Annotated in this window: 19 protein-coding genes and 1 pseudogene; 12 read left to right on the forward strand and 8 right to left on the reverse strand. The window is 66.1% G+C overall.

Annotated features, from left to right (window positions below; translation table 11 throughout):
• Positions 1-4: 4 nt before the first annotated feature.
• Genes SLQ30_RS16965 through SLQ30_RS16995 form a run of 7 tightly spaced genes read right to left on the reverse strand, consistent with a single transcriptional unit; the run spans position 5 to position 7,827 of the window.
• On the reverse strand, positions 5-826 hold the full coding sequence (locus SLQ30_RS16965) for a mycofactocin-coupled SDR family oxidoreductase (protein ID WP_319447145.1): 822 nt from the start codon (positions 824-826) through the stop codon (positions 5-7).
• Positions 823-2,373, reverse strand: a complete 1,551-nt coding sequence (locus SLQ30_RS16970) for a long-chain fatty acid--CoA ligase (protein ID WP_319447144.1) — start codon at positions 2,371-2,373, stop codon at positions 823-825. Before SLQ30_RS16970 ends, SLQ30_RS16965 begins: the two co-directional genes overlap by 4 nt.
• On the reverse strand, positions 2,366-3,889 hold the full coding sequence (locus SLQ30_RS16975) for a class I adenylate-forming enzyme family protein (protein ID WP_319447143.1): 1,524 nt from the start codon (positions 3,887-3,889) through the stop codon (positions 2,366-2,368). The genes SLQ30_RS16970 and SLQ30_RS16975 overlap by 8 nt, the downstream gene beginning before the upstream one ends.
• Positions 3,882-5,357 carry a class I adenylate-forming enzyme family protein gene (locus SLQ30_RS16980; RefSeq protein WP_413468063.1) on the reverse strand — a complete coding sequence of 492 codons (1,476 nt, stop codon included), beginning with the start codon at positions 5,355-5,357 and terminating at the stop codon, positions 3,882-3,884. Before SLQ30_RS16980 ends, SLQ30_RS16975 begins: the two co-directional genes overlap by 8 nt.
• On the reverse strand, positions 5,357-6,133 hold the full coding sequence (locus SLQ30_RS16985) for an enoyl-CoA hydratase/isomerase family protein (protein WP_319447142.1): 777 nt from the start codon (positions 6,131-6,133) through the stop codon (positions 5,357-5,359). Before SLQ30_RS16985 ends, SLQ30_RS16980 begins: the two co-directional genes overlap by 1 nt.
• The gene (locus tag SLQ30_RS16990; protein WP_319447141.1) at positions 6,133-6,945 is read right to left on the reverse strand and encodes an enoyl-CoA hydratase/isomerase family protein; all 813 of its coding nucleotides are present in this window, start codon (positions 6,943-6,945) and stop codon (positions 6,133-6,135) included. Before SLQ30_RS16990 ends, SLQ30_RS16985 begins: the two co-directional genes overlap by 1 nt.
• A gap of 15 nt (positions 6,946-6,960) precedes the next feature.
• The gene (locus SLQ30_RS16995; protein WP_319447140.1) at positions 6,961-7,827 is read right to left on the reverse strand and encodes an enoyl-CoA hydratase/isomerase family protein; all 867 of its coding nucleotides are present in this window, start codon (positions 7,825-7,827) and stop codon (positions 6,961-6,963) included.
• Between the two features lie 130 nt (positions 7,828-7,957).
• Here SLQ30_RS16995 and SLQ30_RS17000 point away from each other — a divergent pair, with 130 nt between their 5' ends.
• From SLQ30_RS17000 to SLQ30_RS17015, 4 genes are all read left to right on the forward strand, one after another.
• Positions 7,958-8,752 carry a FadR/GntR family transcriptional regulator gene (locus tag SLQ30_RS17000; protein WP_319447139.1) on the forward strand — a complete coding sequence of 265 codons (795 nt, stop codon included), beginning with the start codon at positions 7,958-7,960 and terminating at the stop codon, positions 8,750-8,752.
• Between the two features lie 19 nt (positions 8,753-8,771).
• A complete protein-coding gene (locus SLQ30_RS17005) occupies positions 8,772-9,662 on the forward strand; it encodes an enoyl-CoA hydratase/isomerase family protein (RefSeq protein WP_319447138.1) in 891 nt (296 codons plus the stop codon).
• 86 nt (positions 9,663-9,748) lie between these two features.
• Positions 9,749-10,924, forward strand: coding sequence for a thiolase family protein (locus SLQ30_RS17010; protein ID WP_319447137.1), 1,176 nt, complete (start codon positions 9,749-9,751; stop codon positions 10,922-10,924).
• Between the two features lie 25 nt (positions 10,925-10,949).
• Positions 10,950-12,134, forward strand: a complete 1,185-nt coding sequence (locus SLQ30_RS17015; RefSeq protein WP_319447136.1) for a CoA transferase — start codon at positions 10,950-10,952, stop codon at positions 12,132-12,134.
• Between the two features lie 7 nt (positions 12,135-12,141).
• Here the strand turns inward: SLQ30_RS17015 and SLQ30_RS17020 are convergent, their stop codons facing one another.
• Positions 12,142-12,927: a TetR/AcrR family transcriptional regulator gene (locus tag SLQ30_RS17020; protein WP_319447135.1), complete on the reverse strand. Its 786-nt coding sequence runs from the start codon at positions 12,925-12,927 to the stop codon at positions 12,142-12,144.
• Between the two features lie 425 nt (positions 12,928-13,352).
• Here SLQ30_RS17020 and SLQ30_RS17025 point away from each other — a divergent pair, with 425 nt between their 5' ends.
• From SLQ30_RS17025 to SLQ30_RS17060, 8 genes and pseudogenes are all read left to right on the forward strand, one after another.
• Positions 13,353-14,114 carry a crotonase/enoyl-CoA hydratase family protein gene (locus SLQ30_RS17025; protein ID WP_319447134.1) on the forward strand — a complete coding sequence of 254 codons (762 nt, stop codon included), beginning with the start codon at positions 13,353-13,355 and terminating at the stop codon, positions 14,112-14,114.
• Positions 14,115-14,136: 22 nt separating this feature from the next.
• Positions 14,137-14,934 (forward strand): SDR family NAD(P)-dependent oxidoreductase, encoded by a 798-nt coding sequence (locus SLQ30_RS17030; protein WP_319447133.1) that lies wholly within the window; start codon positions 14,137-14,139, stop codon positions 14,932-14,934.
• 12 nt (positions 14,935-14,946) lie between these two features.
• Positions 14,947-15,953, forward strand: a pseudogene (locus SLQ30_RS17035) (dihydrodipicolinate synthase family protein).
• A gap of 99 nt (positions 15,954-16,052) precedes the next feature.
• Positions 16,053-16,907 carry an enoyl-CoA hydratase gene (locus tag SLQ30_RS17040; protein WP_413468064.1) on the forward strand — a complete coding sequence of 285 codons (855 nt, stop codon included), beginning with the start codon at positions 16,053-16,055 and terminating at the stop codon, positions 16,905-16,907.
• Positions 16,904-18,121 carry an amidohydrolase family protein gene (locus SLQ30_RS17045; RefSeq protein ID WP_319447132.1) on the forward strand — a complete coding sequence of 406 codons (1,218 nt, stop codon included), beginning with the start codon at positions 16,904-16,906 and terminating at the stop codon, positions 18,119-18,121. The genes SLQ30_RS17040 and SLQ30_RS17045 overlap by 4 nt, the downstream gene beginning before the upstream one ends.
• A gap of 2 nt (positions 18,122-18,123) precedes the next feature.
• The gene (locus tag SLQ30_RS17050) at positions 18,124-19,755 is read left to right on the forward strand and encodes an acyl-CoA synthetase (protein ID WP_319447131.1); all 1,632 of its coding nucleotides are present in this window, start codon (positions 18,124-18,126) and stop codon (positions 19,753-19,755) included.
• Positions 19,752-20,591: an amidohydrolase family protein gene (locus tag SLQ30_RS17055; protein ID WP_319447130.1), complete on the forward strand. Its 840-nt coding sequence runs from the start codon at positions 19,752-19,754 to the stop codon at positions 20,589-20,591. Before SLQ30_RS17050 ends, SLQ30_RS17055 begins: the two co-directional genes overlap by 4 nt.
• Before the next feature lie 2 nt (positions 20,592-20,593).
• Complete coding sequence (locus tag SLQ30_RS17060) at positions 20,594-21,640, forward strand: acyl-CoA dehydrogenase family protein (protein WP_319447307.1); 1,047 nt, start codon at positions 20,594-20,596, stop codon at positions 21,638-21,640.
• Positions 21,641-21,651 lie beyond the last annotated feature (11 nt).

Below are 21,651 nucleotides of genomic sequence, written 5' to 3' on the forward strand. Positions count from 1 at the left end.
GCGGTCAGTACTGCGTCGTTCCTCCGTCGACGGGGATGGCCGCTGCGGTGACGAACTTCGACTCGTCGCTGGCTAGCCAGAGCACGGCATCCGCGATGTCGCCCGCCTCGGCGATGCCCATCGTGAGGAAGCCGAGCAGCATGTTCGACAACTGCGGGTAGGACTCCATCGTCCGGCCGATCTCGGACACCATGTCACCCGAACCCATATCGGTAGCAACGGGACCCGGGTGCACGCTGTTGACGCGAATCGAATGCCTGCCCAATTCGGCGGCGAACGCGCGCGCCATGCCCGTGACCGCGTGCTTGCTGGTGGTGTAGTGGACCATGAACGGCTGCATCTTGAGTCCGGCGGCCGAGCTGATCAGGATGATCGAACCTCCGCGACCCCCGTCGATGATGTTCTGGGCGCCCGCCATGACGGCATTCCAGGTGCCGGTGACGTTGACGTCGATGACGTCGCCCCACGACTCCGGCGTGATCTCGTTCCACGTCTGGGGCACTGCGATGCCCGCGTTCGCCACGATGACGTCCAGCCTGCCGAATTCGGCGACGCCGTCGTCGACGGCCCCCGCGAGGCCTGCGTAGTCGCGGGTGTCCACCACCGACGCCATGATGCGGCGCCCGGTGGCCTTGACCAGTCGAACGGTCTCGTCGAGGTCCGCTCCGGTGGCGGGGTCGTACTTGACGCTCGGCGCCACCCGACCCGCGAGGTCGACGGCGATGATGTCCGCGCCTTCCTCGGCCATCCGGACCGCGTGCGCCCGGCCCTGACCGCGGGCCGCACCGGTGATGAAGGCGACCTTGCCCTGGAGTTTGCCCGTCATGAATCTTCTTCCGTTGCCGTCAACATGTCTCGGAGTCGACGGACGTCGACCTTGCCCGTCGAGCCCCGCGGTATCTGATCGTTCGATGTCACCAGCAGCCAGACCGTCGGTACCTTGAAGGAGCTCAACGTCTTCCGCGCCGCGGCGCGAAGCTCTTCGGGTGCGCAGCCAATGTCGCACACCACCACGGCGCCCACGCGGTCGCCCTGCCCACCGGGCACGTTCGCAACGTACGCTGCGTCCACGCCGTCGATGGTCCGCAGCGCCTGCTCGACCTCGCTGGGATACACCGTCGCCCCGCTGACCTTGAACATGTCGTCGGAGCGGCCGTGATAGAACATGAACCCATCGGCGTCGAGATGGCCGAGGTCGCCGGTGGGATAGAAACCGTCGGCGGTGAACACGGCCTCCCGACTCCGCCGGCAGACGCCGCGCAGCGTGTGCGGCCCGCGCAGCTGGAGCTCGCCGACCTCGCCTGCGCCCACAGCCAACCCGGTGTCGACGTCGACGACCCGAACTTCCATGCCCGCGAACGGCTTACCGCAACTGCCCCAGGCCGACGGCGGCATGTCGGTGTCCGCGGCGTATCCGCAGTACGGGCCGAATGACTCAGTCATCCCGAACAGCCTTGCCCTAGCGCCGGGTGCGGCGCGTTGGTCGACGGGAAGCAACGCATCGAGGCTGCCCGGACGCAGCGCGGAAAGGTCGGCACCCACCGAGTCGGCGTGCCGCGCCAGGGCATCGGCTTGGTCGGGCCAGCCGCGGAACAGCGTGACGCGCTCGCGTTCGAGCAAGCCCAGCGTGGTGTCAGGCTGCGGGGCAGGCTCGGTGACCAATGTGGCACCCGCCAGCAGCGCGGACAGGATGCCGCCGCCGAAGCCGCCAACCCAGAAGAACGGCATCGGAAGGTAGAGCCGGGTATCGGCGTCGATGCAGCGCGGTGCGAGGCTCGAGCGCACCGCGCCCAGTGCATTTCCGTGAGAGTGGATGACGCCCTTGGGCATTCCGCTGCTGCCTGAGGTGAACATGATGACCACAGGGTCGCTCGGGGTGACGGACTCGGCCAAGGCGGCTGCGACCTGGCGCGCCGCTTCGGTAGCGGTCGGAAGCGCGTCGGCAGTCCACACCTGGCGCAGTGCAGGCAGCTGGGTCGTTGTGGTCGCGAAGCTGGGCACGCCCAGTTCGGCGCGGAGCTCGTCGAGGTAGCGGTGGCCGCGGAACTCCTCGACGCTCACCAGCGCCTGCACCCCGGCGACGCGTAGTTGCGCGACCAGCTCCGCCGATGTCAACAAGGTGCTCAGCGGGACGAGCACCGCTCCCATCCGGGACACGGCCAGTGCGATGCGTACCCATGCCACGCCGTTCGGCATGATCAGCCCGACGCGGGTGCCCTTGCCGACACCCGCGGCGACGAAGGCGGCCGCGAGTTCCCTGGTGTCGAAATCCAGGGCTGCATAGGTGATTCGAGTGGTGGGGTCGATGACCGCAGCCTTGTCGGCGTCGACGGCCGCGCGGTCCGACAGCAATCGGTCGATGGTGTCACGCATCGAACAACTCCGGCAGCCGCCTGGTGTCGACCTTGCCGCTGGACAGCAGCGGGATCCGCGCGGCCGGTACCGCCACGATTTTGCGCGGGACCTTGTACGTCGACAGTTCGCGCCGGAGTGCTTCGCGCAACGCTGGTTCGTCGAACGGTTGGTCGTCGGTCAACGCCAGCACTGCCGCGACCACCTGTCCACGCTCGGGGTCGGGCAGCCCGAGCACGTGGGCGACCACGCCACCGGTCACGCGGGCGATGGCCTGCGCGACCTCGACGGGTGACACATTGGCGCCCGCGGTCTTGATCATCGCGCCGCGTCGGCCAAGGTAATAGAGGAAGCCGTCGTGGTCGGCGCCGACCAGATCGCCGGTGTGGAACCAGCCGTCGGCGTCGAAGCACTCCTCGCGGGCGCGCCCGTAGTAGCGCTGCATGACGTAGGGGCCGCGGATGCAGAGCTCGCCGTCGACGAGTTTCGTCGCGAATCCCGGTGCGGGCGTGCCGAATGAGCCACGCCGCGTTTCCGGCTGGTCCGCCTCATCGGCGCTCAGCAGGAACGTGCCGCCCGCTTCGGTCATGCCGAGCATGTTGTGGCGCAATTCGGGATCCGCCGGGCGCACGTCGGCAGGCATGATCGGGTACAGGTTGCCGCGGCGCATCGACGACAGGTCCCGCGTACCGAAACTCGGGTGCCGGGCCAACGCCGTCACCCCGGCAGCAAAGCCGTTGGTCATGGTCGGCTGCTCGGCCTCCAGCAGGTCGAGAGTGTCGGCCGCATCGACGGCGTTGGAACAGATCAGCGTGGCGCCGGCCACCAGCGTGGCGAGCAATGCGAAGCCGAGTCCGCCGACCCAGAAGAAGGGCGAGTTGCAGAACAACCTGTCGTGCTCGGTCAGCCCGCGTAGCGCGTTGAGGTTGCGCTGATGGGTCAGCAGGGCCGCATGGGTGTGTACGGCACCCTTGGGCGCGCTCGTCGAACCCGAGGTGTAGACGATCGCCAGTGGGTCGGAGCCGCCGACATCGTCCTCGGCAGCACGCAGGAGGTCGGTGGCAATGGATTCACCTGCGTGGCAGAGTGCTTCGGTGTCGAAGACAATGTGTCGCAGCTGCGGCAGATCCGGGTGCATCAGAGGTGAGGTCACGTCGCCACCGAGCAGCTCGGACAGCCGCGCCGCGTAGTCGTGGGAGCGATATGCCCGCGCCGACAGCAGAATCGACACATCGCTGGCGACGAGTTGTTCGTGCAGTTCGCGTGCGGTCGCGAAGGTGGGGAACGGGATCACCACCGCGCCGATCCGGGCCGCGGCCAGCATTGCCACCACGAACGCCGAGCCGTTGGGCTCGAGAATCCCGACGTGCGTGCCCCTTCCGGCGCCAAGCGCGAGGAGCCCGCGGGCCAACGCAGCTGAACGGCGTTCGGCGGCAACATAGGTGAGCCGGTCGGCGTCGCACACCAGCAGTTCGTGCTCACCTCGCGCCGTCGCCCGTTCGCGAATCGCGGCGCCCACCGTTGGACCTTCAGGCACGTTCGCCTTGGATGAGCCTCGTCGCATCGTCGAAGTGTCGCCGCACCGCGGCGAGGTCGGCCTTCCCGGACGGCGTCCGCGGAATCGTGTCGACGACGGCGAACTCGGAGGGAATCTCATAGCGCGCCAGCCGCGCCCGAAGGAACTCGGCAAGTTCGTCCGTCGTTGTGGCGCCCCGCAATTCCACCATCGCGACGGGCGTCTCGCCGAGCCGATCGTCGCGGTGGCCGACCACCGCCGCACCGAGCACCGCAGGGTGGCTCTCCAGTGCGGCCCGCACGTCGTCGGGCATCACCTTGAACCCGCCGCGGATGATCGCCTGGTCGGCTCGGCCGAGAATCCACAGGAACCCGTCGTCGTCGATGCGCGCCACATCGGTGGTACGAATCCAATCCGCGTCCCGGCCCAGCTGTCCGGGTTTGACCTCGAGCAACCCGGACTCGTCTGAGCCGACGGGGTGACCGTCATCGTCGACGACGCGCAGTTGGGCGCCCAGGGTGGCCCGACCGACGCTTCCGCGCTTGGTGGCCCAGAACTCCCGGTGGTCGCGAATGTTCCACCCAGCGACCCCGCCGCCGAATTCGGTTGCCGCATAGGATGTCAGGACGGGGATGCCGTACTTCTCGGTGAACGCATCGGCGTCGTCGGCCGACAGCGGCGCGGTGCCCGAGGTGACGGCCTGAATGCTGCTCAGGTCGTCGCGGGTGAGGTCGGACCCGAGCACCATCCGCAGCGCGGCGGGTACCAGTGACACCGCCTTCGGGCGGTGCCTGCGTACGACGTCGGCCCAGCGTTCGAGTTCGAAGCGCGGCAGTAGCACGAAGGGTCGGGCCTCGGCGACGCACTGCAGTACGCGGTACACGCCGCCAATGTGGACCAGCGGAGCGTTCACGATCGCGACGCCGCGGCGTGGCTCGGTGGGTGCGGATCCGCTGCCCAGCGTGCTGCGCGCCAACATGTCGTAGGTGAGGTCAATGCGCTTGGGGGGCCCGGTGGTTCCGCTGGTGAGCATGCGCACGGCCACCCCGGGGCGTTCGTCGGCCTCGGTCGGTGCACCGGCAGGCTCGACCCGCGGGGGGTCCGAAAGACCGGCGATGGTCACGACCGTCGTCGCATCCGAAGGAGTGACCAACGTTGCGATGTCGTCGCGGGTGCCGATGACCACCGGCAAGTTCAACGCGGCGATGTCGGATCTGGTGCGCTCGTCGCCGCGGGCTGGATTGATGACGACCAGGGTGGCATCGGCGATCAAGATGCCAAGGAAGGTTGCGACGTGGCTGGGTGTATTGCGCAGCAGCACACCCACTTGCGGATGTGTCCCGCCATGGAGCGTGACTAGTTCGGCAATGCGGCGCGCGTGGGTGCCGACCTCCGCCCGCGACGACCACAGGCCCTCGAACTCGATGGCCGGGGAGTCGGGGGCCATCGCAAGCACGTCGCCGACTCGCTGGCTCAACGGGTGCACCATCAGCGCACCCTCGGCGCCCGTCGAGGCCGATCGGGGTCGAGTTCGGTCTTGCCAAGCGCGTTGCCGAGTCGGGTGTAGATGAGCCCTTGGTCCAGTGCGGCGCGGTATGGCTTGTCCAGTGACTCCCATATCGCCTTGACGGTGCCCTGGGTGGCCGAGGTCGGGTGGCCGGCGATCAAGGCGGCGATGTCGTGAGCCCGGGCCCACAGATCGTCGGCGTCGACCACCTCGGTGACCAGACCGATGCGCAGTGCGGTCTGCGCGCTGACCCGTTCTTCGTTGCCCGTCAACGCGATTCGCAACGTCTCGCCAAGGCCGATCTTGCGCATCAGCCCGATGGGCTCCAGCGCGCAGACCAACCCCGCGCTGACGTGAGAGTCGAAGAAGGTGGCGTCGGTCGAGCAGATGACGACGTCGGACTCGTTGACGAAGTAGAAGGCGCCCGCGGTGCACATGCCCTGCACCGCACACACGACGGGCTTCCACATCTTCTGCCACTTGGGGCTGAGGAACTCGCCGGGATCCTCGTGGTTCCACACGCTGGTCGGCTGGTGATACGCCTGCTTGACGTCGAGGCCTGCGGAGAAGGCGCGCTCGCCCGCCGCGCGCAGCACCACCGCGTTGATCCGGTCGTCGAGTTTGATGGTGCGCCACACCTCGGCCATCTCATGACACATGGTCTGGTCGAACGCATTCAGCCGCTCGGGGCGGTTGAGTGTGACGGTCGCGACGCGGGCAGCTTCGTCGACGTCGAGTAGGACAGTGTCGAATACCATTAGCGGCACTGCCAATTCGGTGCCCGCTTTTCCATGAACGCCTTCGGCCCCTCGATGGCATCCTCGGTGCGCACGACGCGCTCACGGAACGTCTCGGCGAGGATCTCGGCCTCGTGCAGCGGGAGGTCGAGGGTCTTGTGGATGGCCAGTCGGGTGCCCCGCACTGCCAGTGGTGCATTGGAGTTCACCATGTCGGCGATCTCGTGCGCGCGCTCCAGGAGCCGGTCGTGCTCGACGACCTCGCTGATCATCCCGAGGTCGTAGGCGCGCTCGGCGCTCATCCGCTCATGCTTGCCCGCAAGTGACATGCGCAATGCGATGTTGCGCGGAAGTACCCGGGCCAGCCGGACCATTTCCCGTCCCGCGACCAATCCGATGGACACGTGCGGATCGAAGAACGTGGCCTTGTCGGAGGCGATGATGATGTCACCCGTGGTCACCCAGTCAAGCCCTGCGCCGCAACACAATCCGTTGATCGCGGCTAGCACCGGCTTGGCCATGGTGCGGAATGGTGGCGTGCCCTCCTGCGGGGCCTCCCACTGGTCGTAGGTGGACAGGTAGGGCCGGTCGTAGATGACCTTGCCGTCCTCGGGGATCTCGGTGACGTCGGCTCCGGTGCAGAAGGCGCGGCCGGTGCCGGTGACGATGAGTAACCAGATGTCGTCGTCACCCTCGGCTTCTGCGTAGGCGGTGCGCAGTTCGGTGATCATGTGGGGGCTGAGTGCGTTCAGCGCCTGCGGCCGATTCAGCGTGATCGTCGCCGTATGCCCGGTGACCTCGTAGCGGATGTCGTCGTATGCCTTATCCGGCATTGGTGTGTCCCTTCATCATCGGCCTTGGAAGTCCGGTGGGCGGCGGTCCCGGAACGCCGCCAGTCCTTCTTTGAAATCCTTGGTCCTGCTGGAGAGTTCGAGGTTGAACAACTCCTGCTTCATGGCCTGGTCCAGAGTCGCGTGTTGGCCGGAATTGATCGCCTGCTTGGCCAGCCCGAGCGCCACCGTCGGGCCGGAGGCCAGCCGGGCCAACAGCTCCTCGGTGGCGGATTCGAGGTCCGTGGCCGCGGCGGCGTGATGGATGAGTCCCCAGTCGACCGCGTCGGCACCGCTGACCTTCTCGCCAAGCAGCAGCATGCGTCTGGCGCGGGCGACTCCGACGAGGCGAGGTAGCAGCCATGTCGAGCCGGAGTCGGGGGAGAAGCCGCGGGCGAGGAACGGCTCCCAGAACACGGCGTCGTCGGCCGCGACCGCGAAGTCGGCAGCCAGTGCGAGGTTGCAGCCAAGTCCGACGGCCCATCCCCGCACCGTGCACACGACCGGCAGTGCGATGGTGTGGATCAACTCGATGACACGGTTTGCGGTCAGTGGGATGCGCCGGACCAGGTCACCGGTCCGCAGCCGCTCCCCGCCGGAGCCATTCCCCGAGTCGCTTCGCTCCTGCCCGCCGGAATTCGTGGCCACCCAGTCCGCCCCCGAGCAGAAGTCCTCGCCGGCACCTCGGATGTGTACGGCCCGCAGCGCATCGTCGGTGGCAGCCTCGGTCAGAGCTGCGACCAACTGGTCGATCATGAGATGGCTCAGCGAGTTTCGCCGTCCAGGACGATCGAGCACGACGCGGAGGATCGGCCCGTCGTGCGTAACGGACACGGAGCCGTCGCCCGGATCGCCTCCGTTGTCCCGGGCGCCCTGTTGACTCACCGTCGGGTTCCACCCTTTCGCTTCCCTACAGTTACCCCTACAGTAGGGATACCAGTACTATCCTGTACAAGATAGCAAGGAAAGGCCACCGAAGGAAGATTCGGTGTGCGCAACCGGAACGAGGTGACGGATGGCCGACGGCCCCCGCTTCGGTCGCCCCGTGGGCGCCGCGCGCATCCGGCAGCCCCGGGTGGCCGAGATCCTTGCCTCGCGACTGCGTGAGGACATCCTGTCCGGGCGGCTCAAGGAGGGCGACGTCCTGCCGTCCCAGGAGCACCTGCTCGGCGAGCTTGGCGTGAGCCCGCCTGCGCTGCGCGAGGCGATCCACATTTTGGAGACCGACGGGCTCATCTCGGTGCGGCGGGGCAACGTCGGCGGTGCGGTGGTGCACCTCCCGTCGGCGGAGCGGACCGCGCACATGATCGGCATGGTGCTGCAGTCGAGGGGCGCGTCCCCGGCCGACGTCAGTGGGGCGCTCATTCATCTCGAACCGGTGTGCGCGGGTTTGTGTGCGGCGCGCGACGATCGGCTGACCGAGGTCGTCCCTTACTTGGAGGCCGAACTCGAAACGCAGACAGCGGAGTTCGACGACCTGTCGCGATACGTGCCGAACGCGCGCGGGTTCCACGAGACGCTGGTCGCCCGCTGTGGCAACGAGTCGATGATCGTGCTGATCGGTTCCCTGGAGTTGATCTGGTCGGCGCACGAGTCGGCAGTGTGGAGCGGTGAGGGAGACGAGGGTGACGCCGATGCGCGGGCCAAGACCCGGCGCGCGGCACTTCGGGATCACCACCGGCTCGTCGATGCGATTCGAGATGGCAACGAGGCACGCGCGGTGCGGCTGGCGACCGATCACCTTTCGGCCGCGCGGCGCAGCACGCTAGGTATGGACCAGACCATCGAGGCGAATCGAATTTCGCAATGACAGGAAGGATCTTCGATCCATGACGAGCTTCAGCAGCGGCGACGAACGGGTGCTCTTCGAGGTCGATCGCGAACTCCGGATCGCGACCATCACCTTCAACAACCCCAAGCAACGCAACTCCTACGACGCGACGATGCGCGATGCCGTCGGCCGCTGTCTCGACGTCGTCGCCGAGGACGACGACATCACGGTGGTGGTACTGCGCGGGGTGGAGGGTGTGTTCTCGACCGGCGCAGACATGAACAACGCATACGGGTGGTACGGCGAGAATTTCAGGGGAGGGGAGAAGCCGGCCAAGAGCCGGCCCAGTCAGCGTCGACGACTTACGGTGGACCGCAAGTCCTTTGGCTTCTACCACAACCTGATGGGCTTCCCGAAGGTGACGGTGGGGGAGATCAGCGGGTTCGCGCTCGGTGGAGGCTTCGAGATGGCCCTCATGACGGACATCTCAGTCATCGCACGCGACACCAGAATCGGCATGCCCGCGACGCGGTTCCTCGGGCCCGCCCTGGGCAGTCTGCACATGTTCTTTCACCGACTCGGCCCGGTGCTGGCCCGGCGCATGCTGCTGACCGGTGACATCATCGAAGCCGGTGAGGTCGAGCGCCTCGGGGTGTTCACCGAGACGTGTGCGCCAGAGGCGGTGACCGCTCGGGCTTGGTACTGGGCGCAGAAGGTGGCGAAGATGCCCGCCGACGGCGTCGTCATCGCCAAGGAAGCGTTCCGTTGGGTGGAGCAGAGCCAGGCCTACCAGGGCGAGGAAGTGGCCAGTTATCTCTTCCACGCCTACGGCACGAACCTGCAGTTTTCGCCGGGGGAGTTCAACTTCGTCAAGACTCGCGCCCAGCACGGCACCAAGGAGGCGTTCCGGCTGCGTGACGAGCACTTCCATGTGCCGGAGCCGGAGTGATCGGGCTCTCTAACGCGATACAGTATCTGTTAACTTTGTAATGTCACTGCGTAAAGTCGTCTACGTCGAAAACCGAGGTCAAAGATATGTCAACACCTGTCATCGTCGGAGCGGTCCGCACAGCGATCGGGCGGTCCTTCAAGGGCACGCTGGTCAACACCCCGCCCGAGACCCTGATCACCACGGTGCTTCCCGAGGTCGTCCGCCGCTCTGGCATCGACCCGGCGGACATCGACGACCTCATCTTCGCTGAATCTCATTACGGTGGTGGCGATCTTGCTCGCTACGCGGCCGACGCGACGGGCCTGCAGGACGTACCCGGCCAGTCGGTCAACCGGCACTGCGCGGGCAGCCTGACGGCCATCGGCAATGCGTCGGCACAGATCGGCTCCGGTATGGAACGCGCGCTGATCGCCGGTGGCGTGCAATCACTGTCGATGACGCCGTTGACCAACTGGCGGATTCCGGGGCCCGAGCTCAAGTTCGAGGAGCGGTGGATGCCGCCCACCCACGTCGAGACGCCGGAGGCGCCGACCAAGGACATGTCGATCACCGTCGGCTGGAACACCGCGCAGGCCGTGGGTATCAGCCGCGAAGAGATGGACGCGTGGGCAGCGCGGTCGCATCAGCGCGCCGTGGCCGCGCAGGACGCGGGCAAGTTCCTCGACGAAATCATCCCGTTGAAGGTGGAGCAGTTCGATGGGTCCGTCATCGACTTCAGCGTCGACGAGCATCCGCGTCGCGACACCACCGTCGAGAAGCTGGCCGGGCTGAAGGTGCTGCACCCCGAGATCGAGGGCTTCTCCATTACCGCGGGCAACAGCAGCGGCACCAACGACGCTTGCGCGGCAGTCGCGCTCACCGCCAGCGACTACGCCGAGGCCAACAACCTCGGCGTGCTGGCCACCGTGAAGGCGTGGGGCGCCGCAGCCATCGACCCCAAGCTCACCGGGCTCGGCGCGGTCAAGGCGATCGGCAAGGTACTCGACCGGGCCGGGCTGAAGGCCTCCGATATTGCCCTGTGGGAGATCAACGAGGCGTTCGCGGCGGTGCCGATCGCGGCCGTTCGCGAGTTCGGAATCGACGAGGAGTTGGTGAACTTCTCCGGTAGCGGCTGCAGCCTTGGACATCCCATCGCTGCCTCGGGCGCACGGATGATCACCACACTGATCTATGAGCTTCAGCGGCGTGGCGGCGGTATCGGCGTTGCTGCGATGTGTGCAGGCGGCGGCCAGGGCGGCGCCGTCATCGTGGAGGTCTAGCCCCCCACAAATCGCGAGGAGAATCATGGTTGGCGTGCTCGATGGCGTGCGGGTGCTCGACTACGGGCGCTTCATCGCCGCGCCATGGTGCAGCGCGCTGTTGGCCGACATGGGTGCCGACGTGCTGCGGGTCGAGAAGCGCGAAGGTGGCGAAGACCGCTGGGTGCAATCCGTCGCCGACGGAGGCGAAGGCGGCACGTTTCTGCAGTGCAACCGCAACAAGCGTTCGCTGACGCTGGACTCCACCACTGAAGAGGGTGCGGAGGTCACTCGTCGACTGGTCGCGCAATCGGACATCGTGATCGCGAACATGCCACTGAAGGGAATGCGGGCCAGCCGATTGGATTACGAAAGCCTGCGCGACATCAAGCCCGACATCATCCTGGCCAGTGCGACGGCCTACGGCGAAGGCGGCCCGTACAGCGACCGCATCGGCTTCGATGGGGCGGGCCAGGTGATGTCGGGCGCCGTCTACCGCCAAGGACTGCCCGACATGCCGATCCGAACGGTGGTGCCGCAGGCCGACTTCGGTACGGCGTTGACCATGACGATCGGCGTGATGATGGCGCTCTACCACCGCAGCCAGACTGGCGAGGGGCAGCACGTCGAGGCAGCGCTGTTGCCGACCGCGCTGATGCTGTCCAACGCGTTCCTCATCGAGCGCGCGTTGCTCGGTGTGGACAAGCCGAGGATGGGCAACCGCGGCGCGTCGGTGGCGCCGTGCGATCTCTACAAGGTGACGGACGGCTGGGTGCTACTTCAAGTGGCCGGGCAGCCGATGTTCAGGCGCTGGTGCAGGCTGATCGGTCGCGACGACCTCATCGATGACCCGCGTTTCGTCGACGACGACTCACGATGGCAACACGGTGACTTTCTGAACGACCTGATGCAGGACTGGTGTGACGGCAAGACCAAGGCCCAGGTGTTGGAGTCGCTTGAAGCAGCGAAACTCCCTGCCGCCCCTATGCATTCGACCCAGGACGTGCTCGACGATCCCCACATCGAGGCGATGGGCTACCTCAAGTCGGTACCGTTCCCCGGCACGTCCCGCGACGTCCCGATCATCGAGACACCGTTCCGGCTGTCCAAGACCCCTGGCACCATTCGTCATCGGGCTCCGTTGCTCGGTGAGCACACCGATCAGGTGCTCGCCGAGCTTGGGTACGGAGCCGCGGAGATCACCGAACTTCGCGGGCGGGAAATCGTCTGACGCTCGCTTAGCGCGCGGCGGTGGTCTTTCGACGCGGTGCGGTAGTCGCCTTGCGGCGCTGCGGGGCCTTGCCCGATTGAGCCTCCTCGATCAGCTTGGCGGCATGGTCGAGGATGCAGTCGAGCCCGTATTCGAAGTTGTTGTCGTCGGACGCCCCGATACGGTGGCCTTCCTCGGTGACGCGCGCGAGCAGCGGGGCGGTCTCGGGATCGATGACCATCGCCTCCTCGAAGTAGCCCGGTCCGTCGTCTGTCGAGCGGTTCTTGTCGTAGAGCCGCTGCAGCACCACCGATCCGCGGACGTGAACCGACATGGCGGAATAGGTATCGAAGGCGTCCTCCGGTGGGAGGCCGGCTTCAACGAGACTTTCGATCGCCTTCTCCACCGCGACCACACCGAGCTTCGCGGCGCGGGGGCTCAGCGCAGAGCGAATGAGAATGAGGTCGCAGAGAATCGGGTTGCCCAGGAACGTCTTTCGCATGGTGCGGGCGTGGTTGGCCAACGTCTCACGCCAGTCCTTGGCTTCGACGTACGGAGTGGCGAACACGTACTGTTTCAGTGCGCGGTCCGTCATCGCGTTGAGCAGGTCGTCCTTCTTGCGGAAGTACCAGTAGATGCTCGTCACGCCGACACCGAGATGTTTGCCGAGCAGCGGCATGCTGAGGTTGTCGATGCCCACTTGCTCGGCGAGCTCGAACGCGCCTGCGATGATGTCGTCAGGGTTGATGGATCCCCGTTCGCGGCGCTGACGTTTGTCGGTCGTCGCCTGCTTGGCCACGAGTGGCACCTCCATCGAACTCGACGTCGCTCGGCCCCGTTGGGGTGGCTGAGCGTCAATCTACCGGCAACTCCCAGGTGAACAGGGGCTACGCGAGCGTGTCGCTGGTCACCGTTCCCGATGAGCTTACCGGTAGCCATTCAGTTGCGACCCTTCCACGGTTGTTTCCGCAGGTAGTGACCTGTTCGAGTGCCCGCGCCCGAGGTGGTTCCCGGATCGTCCGGGTACGGGGGGCGGCCGACGGAACGTGCTGTCCGGCAACGCGATTGCGCGCCGGGTGGTGCGTCGGTAATCCGGAGCTCGAGCGACTCGCGGTGATGGTCGGTCGCACGACGGGCCAGTCCGCAGCTACTGAAAGACCTATAGTAAGTTTCACCGCGTACCGATGTGACATTCGTCGGCTCCGCCGACGGTGTGGACGACCAAGTGAATGAGGCAACGTGGCCGACGAAGTTCTGACAGAGCGCCAGGGGCGCACCCTCGTCATCACCATCAACCGGCCTGAGGCCCGCAACGCGTTCAACCTCGCGGTGGCGCAAGGCCTTGCGGACGCGATGGACGAACTCGATGACACTCCCGAACTCTCCGTGTCGATCATTACCGGCGCCGGAGGAACCTTCTGCGCGGGTATGGATCTCAAGGCCTTCATGGCCGGTGAGGTGCCGTCGGTTCCCGGCCGCGGCATCGGCTTCACGGAACGTCCGCCGCGCAAGCCCGTAATCGCCGCCGTCGAGGGCTACGCGTTGGCCGGTGGCACCGAGATCGTGTTGGCCACCGACCTGGTGGTGGCGGCCAAAAACGCGAAGTTCGGCATCCCGGAGGTCAAGCGCGGGCTGGTGGCTGCCGGCGGTGGGCTACTGCGGTTGCCGCACCGGATTCCGTATCAGAAGGCGCTGGAGCTGGCACTGACTGGCGATAACTTCACTGCCGAGGAAGCGTCGGCGTGGGGCTTCGTCAACGTGCTCACCGAGCCAGGCGAAGCGCTCGCTGGCGCGTTGGCGCTGGCTGAGCGCATCACCGCCAACGGCCCGCTGGCAGTGGCAGTGACCAAGGAGATCATCGCGAAGTCCGCGGGCTGGAGCGAAGAAGAGATGTGGCGCAAGCAGCAGGAACTGATCTTGCCGGTCTTCTCGTCCAAGGACGCCATGGAGGGCGCCACGGCGTTCGCCGAGAAGCGCGCACCGAACTGGACCGGCACGTAGCAGGTCCGGTCGGAGTCGTGTCGTGGATCTAGGTTTCGCAGACGCCACCGCAGTCGTGGTCGGCGGAGGCCGCGGCATGGGGTTGGCCACGGCGCGTTGTCTTGCCGAGGACGGGGCGCGCATCGCGATCGTCGGCCGGTCGCCGGAAGTACTCGAAGAGGCGGCCGCCGAACTGACCCGCGGTGGAAGTCCCGAAGCCTTCGGCGTGGTGGCCGACATCGGCGATGCCGCTCGCGTTGACGAGGTGTTCGCCGAATTGGGCGAGCGCTGGAACGGCCAGCTCAATGTGCTCATCAACACCGTCGGTCCCAGCGCCGCAGGCACTTTCGATCAACTCACCGACGACCAGTGGCGGGCCGCCGTCGACGAGGGCGTGATGGGCATGGTGCACTGCGTGCGCTCCGCCCTGCCTCTGCTGCGTGGTGCCGAGTGGGCCCGCGTCGTCAACTTCTCCGCACACTCCACCCAACGGCAGAGCGTCATGCTGCCCGCATACACCGCCGCCAAGGCCATGGTGAACAGCGTGTCGAAGAACCTTTCGCTGCTGCTGGCCAAGGACGAGATCATGGTGAACGTCGTCTCGCCAGGCAGCATCTCATCGGAGGCGCTGCTTGGTTGGGCCGACTCGGTGGGGGTCGACGGAAGCGATCCCTATCGACTCATGGAAGCCATCGACGAGCACTTCGGGCATCCTGCACACCTCCCGAGGGCAGGCCTACCCAACGAGATCGGACCGGTCGCTGCGTTTCTCGCCTCGCGGCGCAATTCCTACATGACTGGGGCCAATGTCAACGTCGACGGCGGCAGCGACTTCACCTGAGGGGAGCGGCACATGGCAACGGCCAAGGAAGCACGCGAGTGGGCGCGCGGAGCGATTCGCGGGATCGGGGACTCGTTGTACACCCCGTTCAGCGGGGACGCGGGCGACGACATCGATTGGGACGCATACCGGACGCTGGTGCGACATTGCGTTGGCACCCTCGGCCACGAAATGCTCTGGTGCACAAGCGGTCTGTCAGAGTTCTGGGCATTGACGCTGGATGAACGCAAGCGCCTGCTCGAGGTGGCGATCGAAGAGGCGCGGGCCATCAACCCGGACGTCGTCATCCAGGCCTGTACCTCGACTACCGCCGCCAAGGACTGTCTGGACCTCACGCGCCACGCGCAGGCGTCCGGTGCCGACATCGTGTACATCCAGACGCCGGTCATGGAGACCCACGGCGGCGAGGGCGTGCTGAACTTCTTCCGCTACATCGCCGATCGCACCGACATCGCGCTTGGCATGTTCAATTCACCGTCCTCCGGATACGTGCTGACCGCGGAGGAGAGTGCGCGCATCGCCGCCGCGATCCCTGCGGTGTGCGCCACCAAGGAGGGCGCGTTCAGGCCGGCCGATAGCCGTCGGCTGCACGAACTGTCACCCGAACTGCTCATCTGGGAGTGTGATACCACGGTCTACCGGGCCGGTTGGTTGCGCGACGGCATCGTCTGCGCAGCCCAACTCGGTACCGCGGGCTACCTTTTCGAGACACCGCAGCGGCGACTCTTCACCGAGTACTGGAACCTGGTGTGGGACGGCAAATTGATCGAGGCGATGGACTATGCGCGTACGACCGGCATGGACCAGTTCGAGCTCGACCGGGGCCTTGGTACACCTGCTATCCGGGTCGGCCGGACTACTTCACCCACTGGGGCGGGGCGTTCAAGTACGCGGCCTCGGTGCTCGGGCTGCCCATCGGTTCATACCCGCATTCGCGGCCGCCGCAAGCCGAGTTGCCCGAGTCGGCCAAGCACCAAATCCGCGAGGCCTACGTACGCCTTGGCCTGCTAGAAGACTGATCGGACGGCGTTGCGGAAGGCGCTACCGATAGGTGTACAGTATGTACAAATAGCCAGCCTGGAGCCGCTTTCGAGGAGTGCCCAATCGATGAGGTCGAAGTGACCATTCCCAATCAGACGAGCACGGTCGATCAGCAGGCCGCCGTCTTGCTTGACGTGCGGGACAGCGGTGTCGCCGTCGTGACACTGAACCGGCCGGAGCGCATGAATGCCTGGGGCGGGGGACTGGCCTCCGCGTTCTATCGCTGCATGGACCTGGCCGAAGCGGATCCCGCCGTACGCGTCATCGTGCTCACCGGCAACGGGCGCGCCTTCTGTGCGGGCGCCGACATGGGCGACGGTGGCACCATCGGTGGAGCGAGCGTCGGCGGCGAGACCGACGTGACCGCACTGGTGGGCGAACGCCATCCGCATTTCGTCACGGGCATGCGCAAGCCGATCATCGCGGCCATCAATGGCGCGTGTGCAGGCATCGGACTCACCCAGGCGTTGATGTGCGACATCAGGTTTGCTGCGGCGGGCGCCAAGTTCACCACCGCGTTCGCGCGGCGCGGGCTGATCGCCGAGTACGGCATCTCGTGGATCCTGCCGCGCGTGGTCGGCTGGGGCGCGTCGCTCGACCTGCTCTTGACCGGCCGCACCTTCTTCGCCGAGGAGGCCAAGGAACTGGGGTTGGTCAAAGAGGTATTTCCGCCCGACGATCTGCTACCCCGGGCACTGGCCTACGCCGAGGACATGGCCGTGCACTGCGCGCCAAGCGCCATGGCGGTGATCAAGCGGCAGATCTACGGGGACGCCTTGCGAAACGTCCACGACACCAGCGCCGCAGCGGAGACACTTATGCACGAGTCGATGGGGCGCCCCGACTTCATCGAGGGCATCACCGCCTTCTTCGAGAAGCGACAGCCGGACTTTCCGCCACTGGGATTGGACAAGCAGGAGGAGCCTTCATGACTGACGAGCAGCCGCTGGACTACCGCGCAATCGACGTCGACAACCACTACTACGAGCCGATCGACTCCTTCACCCGCCACCTGCCCAAGGAGTTCAAACGCCGCGGCGTGCAGATGCTCACCGAGGGCAAGCGCACTTTCGCGGTGATGGGCGGCGAGATCAATCAGTTCATCCCGAACCCGACGTTCGATCCGATCATCGAGCCGGGCTGCCTGGACCTGCTGTTCCGCGGCGAGATCCCCGAGGGTGTCGATCCTGCGTCGTTGATGAAGGTCGACCGGATGGCCAATCATCCCGAGTATCAGAACCGCGACGCGCGCGTGAAGGTGCTGGACAGGCAGAACCTCGAGACGGTGTTCATGTTGCCCACGTTCGCCTGCGGGGTGGAGGAGGCGCTCAAACACGACATCGAGGCGACGATGGCGTCGGTGCACGCGTTCAATCTCTGGCTCGATGAGGACTGGGGTTTCGATCGCCCGGACCACCGGTTCGTTTCCGCGCCCATCATCTCGCTGGCCGATCCCGACAAGGCGATCGAGGAAGTGGAATTCGTGCTCGCGCGCGGCGCCAAGATGGTGCTGGTGCGCCCTGCGCCGGTGCCCGGCCCCGTCAAGCCGCGATCGTTGGGCGATCCGCTCCACGATCCGGTCTGGGCGCGGTTGGCCGAAGCCGGTGTGCCGGTTGGTTTCCACCTGTCGGACAGCGGCTATCTGGCGATTGCGGCGTTGTGGGGTGGCAAGGCCAAGTTCGAGGGCTTCGGCAAGAAGGATCCGCTCGACCAGATCCTGCTCGATGACAGGGCGATCCACGACACGATGGCCTCGATGGTCGTGCACCAGGTGTTCACTCGGCACCCGAAGTTGAAGGTCGCCAGCATCGAGAACGGTTCGTACTTCGTACACCGCCTGATCAAGCGGCTCAAGAAGGCCGCCAACACGGCGCCGCACCACTTCACCGAGGATCCGGTGGAGCAGATCAGGAACAACGTCTGGATCGCCCCCTACTACGAGGACGATGTGCAATTGCTCGCCGAGACCATCGGCGTGGACAAGATCCTGTTCGGCTCGGACTGGCCGCACGGCGAGGGCCTCGCCGATCCGATGACCTTCACCGCCGATATCCCGCAATTCCCGTTGTTCAGTGCCGAGGACACCCGGAAGGTCATGCGCGACAATGCACTTGACCTGCTCGGCGTGCACGTGCCGGCCGCGTAGTCATGGGCGAATGGACAATAGGCGACGTCGTCGACGCCATCGCCGACGTCATCCCCGACCGCACGATGACGGTCTGCGGTGACCGCAGGACCACCTACGGCGACATGGCGACGCGCACGCGGCGCTTCGCGAACTTCCTGGCCGACAAGGGATTCGGCGCCCACGACGAACGAGATGCGCTGGACAACTGGGAGTGCGGCCAGGACCGCGTCGCGCTGATCATGTACAACGACCAGTATCCGGAACTGGTCGTCGGCTCGCTCAAGGCCCGCACCGTTCCGGTGAACGTCAACCACCACTACACGCCGCGCGAAGTGGCCGAGTTGCTCGACTATGTGAAGCCCCGCGCCGTGGTCTATCACCGGGCATTGGGGACCAAGTTCGCCGACGTGCTGCCGCCGGAGAGTGCCGACCTGCTCATTGCCGTCGACGACGGTAGCGACGCGCCCATCCTGCCTGGCTCGGTGACGTTGGAAGACGCTTTGGCGCAAGGTGATCCGGACCGAAGGATCGCCGGATCGCCGGACGACGTCATCATGTACTGCACGGGTGGCACGACGGGCAGGCCCAAGGGTGTGTTGTGGCGCCAGAGCGATTCCTACGTGTCGTCGATGGTCGGAGCCGACCACGACTCCGCCGTCGAGATCCATGACAAGGTGCGACGCAACGAGGGCGCACCGTGGTTCGCGGTCTCCCCGCTCATGCACGCGGCAGGGCTGTGGACCGTGTTCTCCGGATCGCTCGCGGGGCTGCCGGTCGTGCTCTACGACGACCGGACCAAGTTCAATCCGCCGGTCGTGTGGCGCACCGCCGAGCGCGAGCAAGTCGGCCTGATGACGATGGTCGGTGACGCGTATGCGGCGCCGCTGATCGAGGAATTGAATCAGCACAGCTATGAGCTCGCGTCGCTGTACGCCATCGGAACGGGCGGGGCGGCAACCAATCCCAAGCACGTGAGCGCGCTATTGGAGCACCTCCCGCAACTCACCATCATCAACGGCTACGGATCGTCGGAAACCGGGAACATGGGCTTCGGGCACAACCAGCGTGGCTCCCATCGCGAGACGTTCGACTTGCGTGAAGGCGGCACGGTGGTGTCCGACGACCTCACCCGATTCCTGCAGCCCGGCGATCCAGAAGTCGGTTGGGTAGTGCGCACGGGCCGGATTCCCTTGGGCTACTTGGACGATGCCGAGGCCACCCGCAAGACCTTCCCGGTCGTCGAGGGCCAGCGCGTGGTGATCTCTGGTGACCGCGCCTCGCTCGAGGCCGACGGCACCCTGCGGCTGTTCGGACGCGACTCGCTCGTCGTCAATACCGGCGGCGAGAAGGTCTTCGTCGAAGAAGTCGAGGCGGTGTTGCGCGCGCACACCGGCGTGGCGGACGCGCTGGTGGTCGGCCGGGAGAGCGAGCGCTGGGGCCAAGAGTTGGTGGCGCTCGTGGAACCGCAGGCAGGCACGACCATCGCGCCCGAGGAACTGTATTCCGACTGCGTCGAACATCTGGCTCGGTTCAAGGCGCCCAAGGAGTTCATCTTCGTGGACAAGGTGCGCAGGTTGGGCAACGGAAAGGCTGACTACCGGTGGGCGAAGAGCGAGGCGGTTCGACGCGCGGCGGTGCCGACCCGGCCATGACGCACAAAGTGATCGACTGTTTGGTCAACGTGCACTTCGGCGAGACCAAGAAGCAGCCGGAGTTCATGCTCAAGGTGCGAGACGACTACTTCAAGGGTCCGCAGTCGTTGTACGACCAGGTCGAATTGCCTGCGCTACTCGACGAAATGGACGAGCACGGCGTCGCCAAGGCCATCCTGATGGACAACATCGGGAAGCCGTCGGTGACGGCCCGCAAGTTCGTCGCGGAGCGGCCGGACAGGTTCGCCTTGGCGATCGGCGGAATCAACCTGCTACGGCCGGTGCCCGCGTTGCGTGAATTGGCCGCCGTCTGCAACGACCTGCCCGTCGCGTATACCGCTGTCGGGCCCAGCTTCTGGGGCGACGGAATGTATCCGCCCAGCGATGCCGTTTACTACCCGCTGTATGCGAAGTGCGCGGAACTCGAACTGCCGCTGTGTATGAACACCGGACTGCCGGGTCCGCCGATCCCCGGTGAGGTACAGAACCCGATTCACCTCGATCGGGTGTGCGTGCGGTTCCCGGAATTGAAGCTCTGCATGATCCATGGCGCCGACCCGTGGTGGGACGTCGCGATCCGGATGCTGATCAAGTACCAGAACCTGCGCATCATGACGTCGGCTTGGTCGCCAAAGCGATTGCCGGAGAGCCTGTTGCACTACATGCGCACGCGCGGGAAGAACAAGGTCATCTTCGCATCGGACTGGCCGGTACTACGGCAGAGCCGCGTGGTGCCCGAAGCGCTGGCACTGGATCTGCCCACCGACGTGCTCGACAACTATCTCTACAACAACGCCGAAGAGTTCTTCTTCGGCGGAGCGAAAGAAGGGCAGTGAGAGTGGATCGTTACGAACTGCGTAGGGCGGATTACAGCCTGACCGAGGATCACACCGAACTGCAGGCGGCCTACCAGAAGTTCATCAAGACCAACTGCCCCATCGACGTCGTCTGGGCATCGGAGCCGAGCGGCTTCGACAAGGGGTTGTGGGAGAAGCTGTGCGCCACGGGCGCAACGACCATGGCGCTACCCGAGGACGTCGGCGGCGACAGCGCGAGTTTGGTGGACCTCACCCTGCTCGCCGAGGAAATCGGGCGGGCGCTGGCCCCGGTGCCGTGGATCGATCACGTCTGTGCGGCAAGGCTGCTGGCCCGACTCGGTGCGTGCGGCGGTGACACCGCCGGAGTGCTGACGGGTGAGCAGGTCGCGGGGTTGGACCTTCGCGAGGCCGACGCGGCAGGTCCCCGGCTGATCTCCAACGGTGCCATCGCCGATCACATCATCGTCCGTGACGGCGACGACGTCGTGCGCCTGACGTTCGACACCCGACCTGCCCCCGTCGAGAATCTCGGCAAGCTGCCCATGGCGTGGATCGATCCGGCCACCGCCGATGGCCGCACCGTGCTCGGTAGTGGAGGACAGGCGCTCGCAGATTACCAACTCGCGCTTGATGAATGGCGGTTGCTGACGGCTTCCGCCCTTGCCGGCCTCGTCGAGGAGACCATGACCATAGCCGCGGAGTTCGCCAAGACGCGGTACACGCTCGGGGTGCCGATCTCGACGTTGCAGGGCATCTCGCATCCATTGGCCAACATGGCCATCACGGTGCAGGGCGTGCGGGCATTGGCCCGACGTGCGGCCTGGTACCTCGACAACGAACCTGGCGTGCGGCCCGAACTCGGACCTTCGGCGTTCGTCTTCGCCTCCGAGGAGGCTGCCAAGGCCGCCACCATGGCGGTGCACATCCAGGGCGGCCTCGGCGTCTCCGCGGAAGCCGCCGCTACCGCGTACCTGGTGCGGGCCAGGGGTTGGCCGCTTGCGGCGGGCGATCCCGGCGAGACCACGAAGCGGATCGGGCGGCTAGTGTCCGCTCGGGAAAGCCAGTAGGGGACAACACG

Origin of the sequence: Mycobacterium sp. RTGN4 (assembly GCF_033804635.1) — a bacterium.
GTDB lineage: Bacteria > Actinomycetota > Actinomycetes > Mycobacteriales > Mycobacteriaceae > Mycobacterium.